Below are 14055 nucleotides of genomic sequence, written 5' to 3' on the forward strand. Positions count from 1 at the left end.
CGTAGTGTTGATCGAGTCAACACTACGGAGCCCGCGCATGACGCATCAGCACGAGAACGCCGTCGCGGACCTGCGCGCATTCAACCGGCTCTACACCAGCCGGCTCGGCCTTCTCCACGCCCGGCTCGACGGCAGCCCGTTCACGCTGAGCGAGGCCCGGATCCTCTACGAGGTCGCGCACCGCGCCGACCCGACGGCGGCCGAGATCGCGCGGACGCTGAACGTCGATCGCGCGCAGATGAGCCGCACGTTGAAACGGCTGATCGGACGCGGGCTGATGACGGCGCGCGAGGACCCCGCCCACGGCCGTCAACAGCTGCTCTCGCTGACGGAGGAGGGGCGCAAGGCGTTCGCCGCCCTGGAGGGAAACACGCGCGCGGCGATCGGCGCCCTGCTCGAGGGACTGCCGCAAATCCGCCGACGGCGCCTGCTTTCGGCCGCCTCCGCCATCACCCGAATCTTTGAAGCCGAGACGGCCCCGACGGTGACGCTGCGGGGCCTCGGGCCCGGCGACATGGGCCTGGTCATCGCGCGACAGGCGATCCTCTATGCGGAGGAATATGGCTGGAACAGCGACTATGAGGCCCTGGTCGCGCGAATCCTCGCCGATTTCCACCAGTCGTTCGATCCCGCGCGCGACGCGGCGTGGATCGCCGAGATCGACGGCCGGATGGCCGGATCGATCTTCCTCGTGCGCGGGGACAAGCCGGGGGTGGGCAAACTGCGCCTGCTGTACGTCGAACCCGACGCGCGCGGCGCCGGCGTCGGCAAGATGCTGGTGGCCGCGTGCATCGAACGGGCGCGGGCGCTCGGGTACGAGCGGCTGGACCTCTGGACCAACAGCGTCCTCGCGGCGGCGCGCAGCATCTATGTGCACGCCGGCTTCACATTGGTCGAGGAGGCGCCGCACCGCTCATTCGGCAAGGACCTGATCGGGCAGACATGGTCGCTCGCCCTGTGATCTCGCCCCGCCGACAGTCCGACGATACCGCCGCCGATGACGATGAGATCCGCGGTCGTCCCGCTTACGGCGTCATCCCCGCCGCGCCGACGAGCGCGAGCAGCCCGACCGAAAGCCCCCGCACGCTTTCCGGCTTGGCGACGTCGATCCATTCATCCGGCGCATGGGCGCGGCCGCCGCTGCCGCCCGATCCGATCGTCACCGCCGGGATGCCGAGGTTCATCGGCAGGTTGGCGTCGGTCGAGGAAGCGTCGAGGACCGGCGCATAGCCGAACGCCCGTACCGCCGCGGCGGTGGTCCTCACCAGCGGATCGTCGGCGGGCGTGGCGCCGGCGGGGCGGTCGCCGATCACTTGCGGCTCGGCGGTGACCTTGCCGACGCGGGTCGAGCGCGCGGCGTTCTCGGCATCGACCGCGCTCTTCACGATGGCGAGGAAGCGCTTCTCCAGCGCCGCCAACGCCTCGACGCTTTCGGAGCGCATGTCGACGTCGACGAACACCTCGTCGGGGATCGCGTTGACCGAGGTGCCGCCGCCGGTGACGCTCGCCGAATAGGTGGTGCGGGGCCCGGCCGGCAGCTTGATCCTGTAGAGCTCGCTCACCGCGCCGGCCATAGCCGCCATCGGATTGACGATGCCGAACGCGCCGTAGCTGTGCCCGCCCGGTCCCTTGAAGGTGACGCGGTAGCGCTTCGATCCCACGCCCGCGCGGGTGACCTGCGCTGCGCCGCTGCCGTCGATCGAGAAGAAGGCGCCGATCCGTCCCTGCATCGGCCCCTTGGTGAACAGATGGCGCACGCCGCGCAGATCGCCGCGCCCTTCCTCGCCGACATCGGCGACGAACAGGATCGGCGCGCGCGTCCTGATCCCGCCCGCATCGAGCGCGCGGGCATAGGCGAGCAGCGCCGCGAGCCCGCGCGAATCGTCGCCGACGCCCGGGGCGGACAGGCGGGTGCCCTCACGCCTGACCTTCACCGGCGTTCCCTCGGGGAAGACGGTGTCGAGATGGGCGGAGATCACGACCAGCTTGGCCCTTGGGTCCGTGCCGGGGCGCAGGCCCAGGGTATTGCCCTCCGCATCGATCGTCACGTCCTCGAGTCCCACCGCGCGGAACTTCTCCGCCATCGCCTTCGCGCGCTCGGCTTCCTTGAACGGCGGCGCCGGGATTTCGGTGATCTCGACGATCTCCTCGACGAACCGGTCATGGCCGCGGTCGAGGTCAACGATCGCGGCGTTGAACGGTGCGCTCGCCCGGATGCGAGCGACGTCGGCTTCGGGTGTCTGCGCGGCGGCAGGCGCGGCGGCGATCAGCGCCGCGAGGACGAGCGCCCGCATCAATAGACCACCACCGACCGGATGCTCTCGCCGGCGTGCATCAGCTCGAAGCCCTTGTTGATCTCGTCGAGGCTGAGGAGGTGGGTGATCATCGGATCGATCGCGATCTTGCCGTTCATGTACCAATCGACGATCCTAGGCACGTCGGTGCGCCCCTTGGCGCCGCCGAACGCTGTGCCCTTCCATACCCGCCCCGTGACGAGCTGGAAGGGGCGCGTGCCGATCTCCCTGCCCGCCTCGGCCACGCCGATGATGATGCTTGTCCCCCAGCCGCGGTGGCAGCATTCGAGCGCGGTGCGCATCACCTCGGTGTTGCCGGTCGCATCGAAGCTGTAGTCCGCCCCGCCGTCGGTGAGCGCGAGCACCTCGGCGATCACCTGCTCGCGGTTCTTGCCCTTGCCGTCGATGAAGTGGGTCATGCCGAACCTGCGGCCCCATTCCTCGCGGTCGGGGTTGATGTCGACGCCGACGATCACGTCCGCGCCGACCATCCTCGCGCCCTGGATGACGTTGAGGCCGATGCCGCCCAGGCCGAACACCACCACCTTGTCGCCGACCTGCACCTTGGCGGTGTTGACCACCGCGCCGACGCCGGTGGTGACGCCGCAGCCGATGTAGCAGCTCGTCCGGAACGGCGCGTCCTCGCGGATCTTCGCCACCGCGATCTCGGGCAGCACGGTGAAGTTCGAGAAGGTGGAGCAGCCCATATAGTGGAAGATCGGCTGCCCCTTGTAGCTGAACCGGCTGGTGCCGTCGGGCATCAGCCCCTTGCCCTGGGTGGCGCGGATCGCGGTGCAGAGGTTGGTCTTGCCGCTGAGGCACGACTTACACTGGCGGCATTCGGGGGTGTAGAGCGGGATCACGTGGTCGCCGGGCTTCACGCTGGTCACGCCCGCGCCGACCTCGCGCACGATGCCGGCGCCCTCGTGCCCCAGGATCGAGGGGAAGATGCCCTCGCTGTCGAACCCGTCGAGCGTATAGGCATCGGTGTGGCAGATGCCGGTCGCCATGATCTCGACCAGCACCTCGCCGGCCTTGGGCCCCTCCAGGTCGACCTCGACGATCTCGAGCGGTGTCTTCGCCTCGAAGGCGACGGCGGCGCGGGTCTTCATATCCTCTCCCCTCGGGACTGCTCGGGATGCGGTAGAAGAAAGAACCGGCCTTCGACAAGCTCGGGGCGGACGGGCAGCGCCCTCCGAATGAAGCGGAAGCGTGCTCCTGCGAAGGCAGGAGCCCTGGATCATGGGTTCCATCGCTTGCGCCTGGGCCCCTGCCTTCGCAGGAGCGCTGACACTGCTTCAATCTGAATGGGATAAACTCTAGGGGATAGGCCATGTCATCCAACATCACCTACCGCAGCTATCTCCGCCTGCCCGAGCTGCTCGATCTCCAGACGCCGCTCAGCGACGCGCACGACGAGCTCCTGTTCATCTCGATCCACCAGGCCTCCGAGATCTGGCTCAAGCTCTGCCTCCACGAGCTGCGCGCCGCGCGCGAATGCATCATCGCCGACGATCTCGCCCCCGCCTTCAAGATGATGAGCCGCGTCGCCCGCGTGCAGTCGCAGCTCATCCAGTCGTGGGAGGTGCTCGCGACCATGACCCCCGCCGACTACACCCGGATGCGGGGCAGGCTCGGCACCTCCTCGGGCTTCCAGTCGGACCAGTATCGCCACGTCGAGTTCCTGCTCGGCAACAAGAAGCCCGAGATGGTCGACATCCACGAGGGCGAGCCCGCGGTCGCCGCCGCGCTCCGCGCGGAGCTGGAACGGCCGAGCCTCTACGACGAATCGATCCGCCTGCTCGCCCGGCGCGGCTTCGACGTGCCGACGGAACGCGACTGGACCCAGCCCTATGTCGCCTCCGAGGCGGTCGAGCGTGCCTGGGCTGCGGTCTATGCCGATCCCGACCGCCACTGGGATCTCTACGAGCTCGCCGAGAAGCTGGTCGACCTCGAATATCACGTCCAGCTCTGGCGCTTCGGCCATTTGAAGACGGTCGAGCGGGTGATCGGCTTCAAGACCGGCACCGGCGGCACCGCCGGCGTCGCCTATCTGGCGAACGTGCTCAAGGAGGGCTTCTTCCCCGAACTGCTCAGCGTGCGGACGCGGCTGTGACGCGGGAGGAGGCGCGGGCGCTCGACGCCGCCGATCCGCTACGCGCGCTTCGCGAGCGCTTCGCGCTCCCGGAGGGGGTGATCTACCTCGACGGCAATTCGCTCGGTGCGCTGCCCCGCGCGACGCCCGCCCGCATGACGGAGACGGTCGAGCGCGAATGGGGCGAAGGGCTGATCCGCAGCTGGAACGATGCCGGCTGGATCGACGCGCCGACCCGCATCGCGATGAAGATCGCCCCGTTGATCGGCGCCGGGCCGGACGAGGTGATCGTCGCCGACTCGACCTCGGTCAATCTCTACAAGCTGCTGATGGCCGCGCTCGCGGCGCGGCCGGGGCGACGGGTGGTCCTGACCGAACCGGGCAATTTCCCGACCGACCTCTACATGGCGCAGGGCATCGCCGCCGCTGGCGAGATCGAGGTGCGCACCGTCCCGCGCGACCGTATCGTCGAAGCGATCGGTGCAGAGGTGGCGGTGGTGATGCTGACCCATGTCCACTACCGCACCGCCGAGATGTTCGACATGGCCGCGGTGACGGCGGCGGCGCAGGCGGCGGGCGCGCTGATGCTGTGGGACCTCAGCCACAGCGCCGGCGCGGTGCCGGTCGACCTCGACGCCGCCAACGCCGATCTGGCGGTCGGCTGCGGCTACAAGTATCTGAACGGCGGTCCCGGCGCGCCCGCCTTCCTCTACGTCGCCGCGCGGCACCAGGCGCTGCTCGCATCGCCGCTCACCGGCTGGATGGGCCATGCCGCGCCGTTCGATTTCGGCGACGACTATGCCCCGTGCCCGACGATGCGCCGCTGGCTGTGCGGCACGCCGCCGATCCTCGGCCTGGCGGCGCTGGAGGCGGGGCTCGCGACATTCGACGGCGTCGATCCCGCAGCGCTCTATGCCAAGGGCCAGGCGCTCGCCGACCTGTTCGTCGCCATGGTCGAAACCCGATGCCCGGACCTGACGCTCGCCTCGCCCCGCGATCCGGCCCGGCGCGGCAGCCATATCTCCTTCGCCCATCCGGACGGCTTCGCGGTGATGACCGCGCTGATCGAGCGCGGCGTGATCGGCGACTTCCGCGGTCCGGATCTGCTCCGCTTCGGCTTCACCCCGCTCTACACCGGCTTCGAGGAGGTGTGGCAGGCCGCCGACATCCTCGCCCACCTGCTCGCGAGCGGTGCCTGGAACGACGATCGCTATCGCGCCCGCGGCAAGGTGACCTGAGAGCGCGCCTCCGCAACGCACCGCGAGGAGATCATCCGTCCGAAACCGATGCTCGGCGAGCTCCTCGATCGATTCGATCAGGGTTCGAATAGGGCCCTTAGCTTGCTATTTTCCTTGCATTTTTATCGAAATTGCGGTATGACGATCGTCGAGGCCGCAAGGCCCCGAAAAAGCCCGTAAGGACACGGCGGCCTCAGGAGAGGTCACATGCACGTCGTTCTTGAAGTCCTGGAAACCCTGGCCCTGATCCTGGGCAGCATGGCGGTCGGAGTCACCCTCTGCGCCCTGCTTTGCGCCGCGTTCCGGCGGGTCCATCATCCCGAATGGGGCGCGATCGCGCTGTTCGTGCTCATCCTCGGCGCCTTCATGGCCGCGCTCCCGCAGGGCATGTTCCTGCGCCTGACGCTGATCTTCGCTCTCCTTGCCGCCATTCCCTTCGCGCTGGCCGGGCTGTCCTGGCGCAAGCGCTGGCATCAGGAACATCGCGCGGCGCCCGTGCTGCCCGAACGCGTCGCCTGACCTCCATAGTTTCGTCATCCCGGCTTCCGCCGGGATGACGCTCAGGATCGATGGGCGTTGACCGGCCGCCCCTGCTCCATGCATGGGACACACCCGTGCCTGGGAAAGCTCTGCCGTGCGGATCGTGATCGTCGATGACAGCGGCCTGCGCGCGAGCGTGCTCGAGGAGGGGCTGCGCGAGGCGGGCTACGACGACATCCACGTCGTGCCGCCGCAGGGCGCCTTCGTCGCCAAGATCGAGCGGATGGCCCCCGACGTCGTGCTGATGGACCTCGGCAGCCCCAGCCGCGACACGCTGGAGGAAATGCTGGCGGTCAGCCGCGCGCTGGCGCGGCCGATCGCGATGTTCGTCGACCAGTCGGACGATGCGATGATCGGCGCCGCGATCGACGCGGGCGTCTCCGCCTATGTCGTCGACGGCCTGCGCAAGGAGCGGGTGAAGCCGATCCTCGATCTCGCCATCCGCCGCTTCAACGCCTTCGCCCGGATGCAGGCCGAACTCGACGAGGCGCGCACCGCGCTCGCCGACCGCAAGACCATCGACCGTGCCAAGGCGATCCTGATGCAGACCCGCGGCCTCGCCGAGCCCGACGCCTATGCGCTGCTGCGCACCACCGCGATGAGCCGGAACAAGCGCATCGTCGAGGTGGCCGAGGCGCTGATCACCGCGCACAGCCTGCTGGGAGGGCAGCCATGACCCCGCTCGCGATCGCCTTCCTGCCGCTCACCGACAGTGCGCCGATCATCGCCGCGCACGCCAAAGGCTTCGCCGAGAAGCACGGCATCGACCTCACGCTCACGCGCACCACCTCCTGGGCGACGCTGCGCGACCGGCTGGTCTACGGCCAGGTCCAGGCCGCGCACATGCTCGCCCCGCTCGCGATCGCGGTGACCCTGGGGCTCAGCCAGCACCGCGCCGCGCTCGCCGCGCCGTTCAAGCTCAACCTCAACGGCAACGCGCTGGTGATGGGCAGCGAGTTTACCGCGGCGCTCGATCCCGATCCCGTCCGGCGCGTGCGCGATCCCGAGGCGACCGCGCACGATTTCGCCAATGCGATCGGCCTCTACCGCCGCAAGCCGGTGATCGGCATCGTCCACCGCTTCTCCAGCCACGCGCTGATGCTGCGCTACTGGCTCGCCTATGCCGGCGTCGACCCGGACCGCGACGTCAGCCTGCGCGTGCTGCCGCCCTCGCTGATGGCGGAGGCGCTGCGGCTCGGCGAGATCGACGGCTTCACCGCCGGCGAGCCGTGGAACAGCGTCGCCGTCGCCGAAGGGCTGGGCGAGATCATCGCCGCCGGCGTCAACATCTGGCGCCGCGGCGTCGAGAAGGTGCTGGCGATGCGCGCCGACTGGCTGGCGGCGAATCCGGAAACGGTCGACCGCCTGCTCCTCGCGCTCACCGAGGCGGCCGCCTGGTGCGACGATCCCGTCAACCGCGAGGAGCTCGCTATGCTGCTCGAACGGCCCGAGCATGTCGGCCAGAGCGCCGAGCTGATCACCGCCGCGCTCGCCGGCCGCATCATACTGCGGCGCAGCGACGCGCCGGTCGACGCGCCTGACTTCATGCTGTTCCACCGCGAGGCAGCCGGCTTCCCGTGGCGCAGCCAGGCGCTGTGGATCTATTCGCAGCTCGTGCGCTGGGGGATGGTGAAGCCGAGCCCCGCGACCGAGCGCCAGGCGGCCGAGGTGTTCCGCTCCGACGTCTACCGCCGCGCGCTCGGCGGCGCCGGTCAGCCGATGCCGGGCGCAAGCATGAAGGTGGAAGGCGCGCTCGCGGCGCCGCTGCCGGTCGGCGCACACCGGGGTGCGCTGACGCTGGGCCCCGACCGCTTCTTCGACGGCGCGGTGTTCGATCCGGCGGATATCGAAGGGTATCTGGCGCGGTTCAGAGGCAAGATTAGCTGAGTCGTCATGCCGGACTTGTTCCGGCATCCACCCCTCCACGGGGACGGACGTCGAGACACGGGCTGGAACCTCGAAACCAGCACTTGGCCGCCCGGTGGACCCCGGCACAAGGCCGGGGTGACGGGTGAACAGTTTGATATTGCTCTGCACCATAAATTTTGCACTTGCGAAATGTGACGAAATAAGGAAACTTTAGCCGGAACGCGCGACGCTGCGCGTCAGACATGCGGAAGCGCCCAGTGCCGGGATGTCCTCCGCCAACACGAATCAGCAAAGCCGCTGTCCCGCCGCTGCCGATGCGCAGCAGGCCGGAGGCGGCTTTTTTCATGTCCTCCACGCGCAAGAAGCGAGGGTTCTATGGCCACGACATTCTGGGACAAGGCGAAGACCGAGGAGAAAAGCGATTTCTGGAAGGCAGGGCACAAGCCCACGCTGATCGCCGCCTTCCTCTATTTCGACCTGGCGTTCATGGTGTGGGTGCTGCTCGGCCCGCTGGCGCCCGAGATCGCCAAGACCCTCCACCTGACCCCGGCCGAGAAGGGGTTGATGGTGGCGACGCCGACGCTCGCCGGCGCGGTGCTGCGGCTGGTCAACGGCCTGCTCGTCGACCGCATCGGCCCCAAGCGCTCGGGCGCGATCAGCCAGGTCATCGTCATCGCCGGCCTGTTCGCCGCCTGGCTGCTCGGCGTGAACAGCTTCGCCGGCACGCTCGCGCTCGGCGTGATCCTCGGCTTCGCGGGGGCGAGCTTCGCGATCGCGCTGCCGCTCGCCAGCCGCTGGTATCCGCCCGAGCACCAGGGCAAGGCGATGGGTCTGGCCGGCATGGGCAATTCGGGCACCGTGCTCGCCGCGCTGTTCGCGCCGACGCTGGCCAAGCTATTCGGCTGGAACGCGGTGCTCGGGCTCGCCTGCATCCCGCTCGCGCTGGTGTTCGCCGCCTATATGATCATGGCCAAGGATGCTCCCAACGCGCCCGCGCCCAAGCGGATCGCCGCCTACCTCCAGCCGCTCAGGACGGCCGACGCCTGGTGGCTGATGGGCTTCTACTCGGTCACTTTCGGCGGCTTCGTCGGCCTTGCCGCGTCGCTGCCGATCTACTTCACCGACCGGTTCGGCCTCACCACCGTCATGGCCGGCTATGCCACCGCGGCCTGCGTGTTCGCCGGCTCGCTGATTCGCCCGATCGGCGGCGCGCTGGCCGATGCGATCGGCGGCGTGAAGACGCTGACCGTGGTGTTCGCCGTCGCGGCGATCGCGCTGGCCGGCGTCAGCGCCGCCCCCGGCGTCGCCAGCGCGCTGACGACCTTCGTGGTGGCGATGCTCGCGCTGGGGGCCGGCAACGGCGCGGTGTTCCAGCTCGTGCCGCAGCGCTTCCGCGAGGAGATCGGGGTGATGACCGGCCTGGTCGGCATGGCCGGCGGGGTCGGCGGCTTCTACCTCGCCTCGTCGCTGGGCTTCGCCAAGCAGTTCGCCGGCAGCTACCAGCCCGGCTTCCTGATTTTCGCCGGCCTCGCACTGCTTGCGCTCGCGGGGCTGACCTGGGTCAAGGGGACATGGCGGGCGAGCTGGGGCGCTGGCTCGGTCGCGCGCATCTAGGGGGACGCCAATGATACGGGTGACTGTAACGGCGGCCGCGCTGGCCGCCGCGGGGCCGGCCTGTGCGCAGGAGATCACGCTGAAGCCGCGCGCCGAGGCGCGGCTGCGCTACGAGCAGGTCGACCAAGACGACTTTGCCGACCGCAGCGGCGCGCTGACCGCCCGCGTCCGCAGCGGGGTCTCCGCCACCAGTGGCGGCTGGAGCGCGCTGGTCGAGGCACAGGGCACGCTCGCCATCGCCGGCGATCATTACGACGGGCTCGATGGCGCGACGGCGCGGCCGCTGATCGGCGATCCGCAGAACGTCGCGCTCTACCTGGCCCAGCTCCAGTACCGCTCGCCCGCAATCACCCTCACCGCCGGGCGCCAGCGCATCATGCTCGACGACGAGCGCTTCGTCGGCGCCGCGGACTTTCGCCAGAACGGCCAGACCTTCGACGCGGTGCGTGCCGAATGGACGCCGCTCAAGGGCCTCAAGGCCGACGTCAGCTATGCCTGGAGCGTGCGCACCATCTGGGGCATCGACGGCCATGATGCGCGCCAGCGGGCGGTATCGGGCGGCAATGTCTTCGCCAACCTCAGCTATGCGACGCCGCTCGGCACGCTCACCGGCTTCGCCTATCTCGTCGACCAGGACGAAGCGGCGGTGCAGGGCTTCCGCCTGTCGAGCCAGACCTACGGCGCCCGCCTAGCCGGCTCGCGCCCGCTGGCGACGGAGGTGAAGCTCTCCTGGCAGGCGAGCTACGCCACCCAGGCCGACTATCACCGCAATCCGAACGACTATCGCGCCGACTATTATCTGGTCGACGCCGCCCTTGGCGTGGGCGGATGGAAGCTCGGCGGCGGCTACGAGGTACTGGGCGCGGACGGCGGCGCGGCGCTCACCGCGTTCCAGGCGCCGCTAGGCTCGGTGTTCAAGTTCCAGGGCTGGGCCGACAAGTTCGTGACCACGCCTCCCGACGGTGTGCGCGATCTCTACGCCAACGTCGGGCGCGGCTGGAAGGCGGTGGGCCCGTTCACCGCGGTGTCGCTCCAGGCCGTCTACCACCATTTCGATAGCGACCGTCTGGTCCGCCATTACGGCGACGAGATCGACCTGCTCGCAAGCGGCAAGCTCGGCAAGACGACGCTGTCGGTGCGCTACGCCGACTATCAGGCCAAGCGCTTCGCGACGGACACCAGCAAGCTATGGCTGCAGCTGGATTGGGCGCTGTAGAAAATCCTCCCCGAGCTTGCTCGGGGAGGATTTGGAGGATTGATGCTGCGGCGCAAAATTTCCTCTTGAAGCCGCACCCCGGAATCAGCATCATGCACGGACTCGGGCAAGGTCGCCCGAACGGGACATAGCCGCCGCTCCCATCGACGGGATCCGGCGGCGCATCGGCCGGCCTCACCGCCGGCCAGGGTGAATTGGCAAGGCCGCCATGCGGGCGCCGGGATTTCCGGCAGCTCGCATGGCGGCCTTTTCGCGTTCTGGAGCTTGGACACATGGACTTTACGGGCGACGGCTGGACGGCGGAGGCGGCGGACGAATCCGCCGGCGTGCCGGCGCGGCGCGAGCGGCTGGTGGTGGTCGGCAACGGCATGGCCGGCTGCCGCGCGATCGAGGAGCTGCTGGCGCGCGACGCGGGCCGCTACCAGGTGACGATCTTCGGCGCCGAGCCGCGCGTCAACTACAACCGCATCATGCTCTCCCCCGTACTCGCGGGCGAGAAGAGCTTCGACGACATCGTCATCAACGGCCACGACTGGTACCGCGACAACGGCATCGAGCTGATCGCCGGCGATCCCGTCGCGGCGATCGACCGGGAGGCGAGGACGGTCACCTCGCGCGCCGGCCGCACCGTCCCCTATGACAAGCTGCTGATCGCGACCGGCTCCGATCCCTTCATCATCCCGGTGCCGGGCAAGGACCTGCCCGGCGTGATCAGCTTCCGCGACATGAACGACGTCGACGCGATGCTCGCGGCCGCCGAGAAGGGCGGCCCAAATGGAGAAATAGGTCGGGCGGTGGTGATCGGCGGCGGCCTGCTGGGGCTGGAGGCGGCGCACGGCCTCAGCCTCCGTGGCATGAAGGTCACCGTGCTCCACCTCATGTCCACCCTCATGGAACGCCAGCTCGACGAGGCGGCCGGCTGGCTGCTCAAGACCGCGCTGGAGGCGCGGGGCCAGACCATCCTCACCGGCGCCGACACCGCCGAGATCCTCGGCGCCGACGCGGTGGAGGGCGTGCGGTTGAAGGACGGCCGCACCATCCCGGCCAGCCTGGTGGTGATGGCGGTCGGCATCCGCCCCAACGTCGCGCTCGCCCGCGAGGCCGGGCTGGAGGTCGGCCGCGGCATCAAGGTCGACGACCATATGGTCACCTCCGACCCGGCGATCCTGGCAGTCGGCGAGTGCGTCGAGCACGACGGGCAGGTCTACGGCCTGGTCGCCCCGCTGTGGGAGATGTGCCGCGCGCTCGCCGACGGGCTGGTGGGCAAGCCGAGCGGCTACCGGGGCTCCGTCACGTCGACCAAGCTCAAGGTCTCGGGCATCGACGTCTTCTCGGCGGGCGACTTCGCGGGCGGCGACGGCGCCGAGGATATCGTCCTGCGCGACGCCAGCCGCGGCGTCTACAAGCGCGTCGTGGTCAAGGACGACCGTATCGTCGGCGCGGTGCTCTACGGCGACACCGCCGACGGCAGCTGGTATTTCGATCTTCTCAAGAAGCGCGAGGACATCTCGGACCTCCGCGACCTCCTCATCTTCGGTCAGGCCTATGCCTCTGGGGGTGGGGCAGCGGACCCTAAGGCGGCCGTTGCGGCGCTCTCGGACGATGCCGAGATCTGCGGCTGCAACGGCGTAGCCAAAGGCCAGGTCGTCGCCTGCATCGAGGCCGGGGCGTGCAGCCTCGACGCGGTGCGTGCCGGCTGCAAGGCCTCGGCGAGCTGCGGCTCCTGCACCGGCCTGGTCGAGACCCTGCTCGCGATCACCCTCGGCGACGCGGTCGAGGCGGGCCCCAAGACGCTCTGCAAATGCACCAGCTTCGGCCACGACGACGTCCGCCGCGAGATCGTCGCGCAGGGGATGAGATCGATCCCCGAGGTGATGCAGAAGCTGCACTGGTCGACCCCCGACGGCTGCTCCTCCTGCCGCCCCGCGCTCAACTATTATCTCCTCTGCGCCTGGCCCGGCGAATATCAGGACGACCAGCAGAGCCGCTTCGTCAACGAGCGGATGCACGCCAACATCCAGAAGGACGGCACCTATTCGGTGGTCCCGCGCATGTGGGGCGGCATCACCAACCCCCGCGAGCTGCGCGCGATCGCCGACGTCGTCGAGAAATACAATGCGCCGATGGTCAAGGTGACGGGCGGCCAGCGGCTCGACATTTTCGGGATCAGGAAGGAGGACCTGCCGGCGGTCTGGGCCGATCTCAACGCCGCCGGCATGGTCTCGGGCCACGCCTATGGCAAGTCGCTCCGCACCGTGAAGACCTGCGTCGGCTCCGAATGGTGCCGGTTCGGCACGCAGGATTCGACCGGGCTCGGCGTCAGGATCGAGCGGATGAGCTGGGGCTCGTGGATGCCCCACAAGTTCAAGATCGCCGTGTCGGGCTGCCCGCGCAACTGCGCCGAGGCGACGATCAAGGACTTCGGCGTGGTCTGCGTCGATTCGGGCTACGAGCTCCATGTCGGCGGCAACGGCGGCATCAAGGTCCGCGCCACCGACCTGCTCTGCAAGGTCGCGACCGAGCAGGAGGCGATGGATTACTGCGCCGCCTTCATCCAGCTCTACCGCGAGGAGGCGCGCTACCTCGAACGCACCGCGCCGTGGATCGAGCGCATCGGCCTCGACTATGTCAAGTCGCGCATCGTGGAGGACGACGAGGGCCGCCAGGCGCTCACCGAGCGCTTCCTCCATTCCCAGCGCTTCAGCCAGGACGATCCCTGGGCCGAGCGCGCCGCCGGCCAGGCCCGCGAGCAGCACGCGCACATGGCGGCGTTCAAACCCATCCGCGAGGAGGAACCGGCATGATCGGCGAATGGCTCGACATCGGCTGGCTGCACGAGATCCCGCTGCGCGGCGCGCGCACCGTGCCCGTCGACGGCGGCGAGGAGATCGCGGTGTTCCGCACCGGCGACGACCGGGTGTTCGCCCTGGTCAACCGCTGCCCGCACAAGCGCGGCCCGCTCAGCCAGGGCATCGTCCACGGCCACAGCGTCGCCTGTCCGCTCCACAACTGGACCATCGCCTTGGCGACGGGCGAGGCGCAGGGACCGGACAAGGGCTGCACCCCGACGATTCCCGTGAAGATCGACGCCGGCCGCGTCCTCATCTGCCGCGCCGGCGCGCTGAAGGCGGCAGCGTGAGGGAAGCCCCCCTTCTTAAGCCCCTCCCTTTCAGGGGAGGGGTTGGGGGT

12 protein-coding genes are annotated in these 14055 nt (G+C 69.2%); 10 read left to right on the forward strand and 2 right to left on the reverse strand.

The window, feature by feature from the left end; translation table 11 throughout:
- Positions 1–37: 37 nt before the first annotated feature.
- The gene (locus ACMGER_RS06415; protein WP_436811259.1) at positions 38–961 is read left to right on the forward strand and encodes a bifunctional helix-turn-helix transcriptional regulator/GNAT family N-acetyltransferase; all 924 of its coding nucleotides are present in this window, start codon (positions 38–40) and stop codon (positions 959–961) included.
- A gap of 64 nt (positions 962–1025) precedes the next feature.
- On the opposite strand, the gene ACMGER_RS06420 is transcribed toward ACMGER_RS06415, so the two are convergent.
- Positions 1026–2294, reverse strand: a complete 1269-nt coding sequence (locus ACMGER_RS06420; protein WP_436811260.1) for a M20/M25/M40 family metallo-hydrolase — start codon at positions 2292–2294, stop codon at positions 1026–1028.
- Positions 2294–3406: an S-(hydroxymethyl)glutathione dehydrogenase/class III alcohol dehydrogenase gene (locus tag ACMGER_RS06425; protein ID WP_436811261.1), complete on the reverse strand. Its 1113-nt coding sequence runs from the start codon at positions 3404–3406 to the stop codon at positions 2294–2296. The genes ACMGER_RS06420 and ACMGER_RS06425 overlap by 1 nt, the downstream gene beginning before the upstream one ends.
- 221 nt (positions 3407–3627) lie before the next feature.
- Between ACMGER_RS06425 and ACMGER_RS06430 the strand changes: the two genes are divergently transcribed.
- The 9 genes from ACMGER_RS06430 to nirD all read left to right on the forward strand — a co-directional run bounded on the left by ACMGER_RS06430 (position 3628) and on the right by nirD (position 14005).
- A complete protein-coding gene (locus ACMGER_RS06430) occupies positions 3628–4410 on the forward strand; it encodes a tryptophan 2,3-dioxygenase (RefSeq protein ID WP_436811262.1) in 783 nt (260 codons plus the stop codon).
- Entirely contained in the window at positions 4407–5627 is a 1221-nt protein-coding gene (gene kynU / locus ACMGER_RS06435) for a kynureninase (RefSeq protein ID WP_436811263.1), read from the forward strand. Before ACMGER_RS06430 ends, kynU begins: the two co-directional genes overlap by 4 nt.
- A gap of 207 nt (positions 5628–5834) precedes the next feature.
- On the forward strand, positions 5835–6146 hold the full coding sequence (locus tag ACMGER_RS06440; RefSeq protein ID WP_436811264.1) for a hypothetical protein: 312 nt from the start codon (positions 5835–5837) through the stop codon (positions 6144–6146).
- Between the two features lie 115 nt (positions 6147–6261).
- Positions 6262–6843 carry an ANTAR domain-containing response regulator gene (locus ACMGER_RS06445; protein ID WP_436811265.1) on the forward strand — a complete coding sequence of 194 codons (582 nt, stop codon included), beginning with the start codon at positions 6262–6264 and terminating at the stop codon, positions 6841–6843.
- Positions 6840–8054, forward strand: a complete 1215-nt coding sequence (locus ACMGER_RS06450; protein ID WP_436811266.1) for a CmpA/NrtA family ABC transporter substrate-binding protein — start codon at positions 6840–6842, stop codon at positions 8052–8054. Before ACMGER_RS06445 ends, ACMGER_RS06450 begins: the two co-directional genes overlap by 4 nt.
- 357 nt (positions 8055–8411) lie before the next feature.
- On the forward strand, positions 8412–9650 hold the full coding sequence (locus ACMGER_RS06455; RefSeq protein WP_436811267.1) for a nitrate/nitrite transporter: 1239 nt from the start codon (positions 8412–8414) through the stop codon (positions 9648–9650).
- Between the two features lie 10 nt (positions 9651–9660).
- On the forward strand, positions 9661–10866 hold the full coding sequence (locus ACMGER_RS06460; protein ID WP_436811268.1) for an alginate export family protein: 1206 nt from the start codon (positions 9661–9663) through the stop codon (positions 10864–10866).
- A 272-nt stretch (positions 10867–11138) separates the two neighbouring features.
- Positions 11139–13670, forward strand: a complete 2532-nt coding sequence (nirB, locus tag ACMGER_RS06465; RefSeq protein ID WP_436811269.1) for a nitrite reductase large subunit NirB — start codon at positions 11139–11141, stop codon at positions 13668–13670.
- Positions 13667–14005, forward strand: coding sequence for a nitrite reductase small subunit NirD (nirD, locus tag ACMGER_RS06470; RefSeq protein ID WP_436811270.1), 339 nt, complete (start codon positions 13667–13669; stop codon positions 14003–14005). Before nirB ends, nirD begins: the two co-directional genes overlap by 4 nt.
- Positions 14006–14055 lie beyond the last annotated feature (50 nt).

The sequence above is a fragment of the Sphingomonas astragali genome (assembly GCF_051400615.1).
Classification (GTDB): domain Bacteria; phylum Pseudomonadota; class Alphaproteobacteria; order Sphingomonadales; family Sphingomonadaceae; genus Sphingomonas.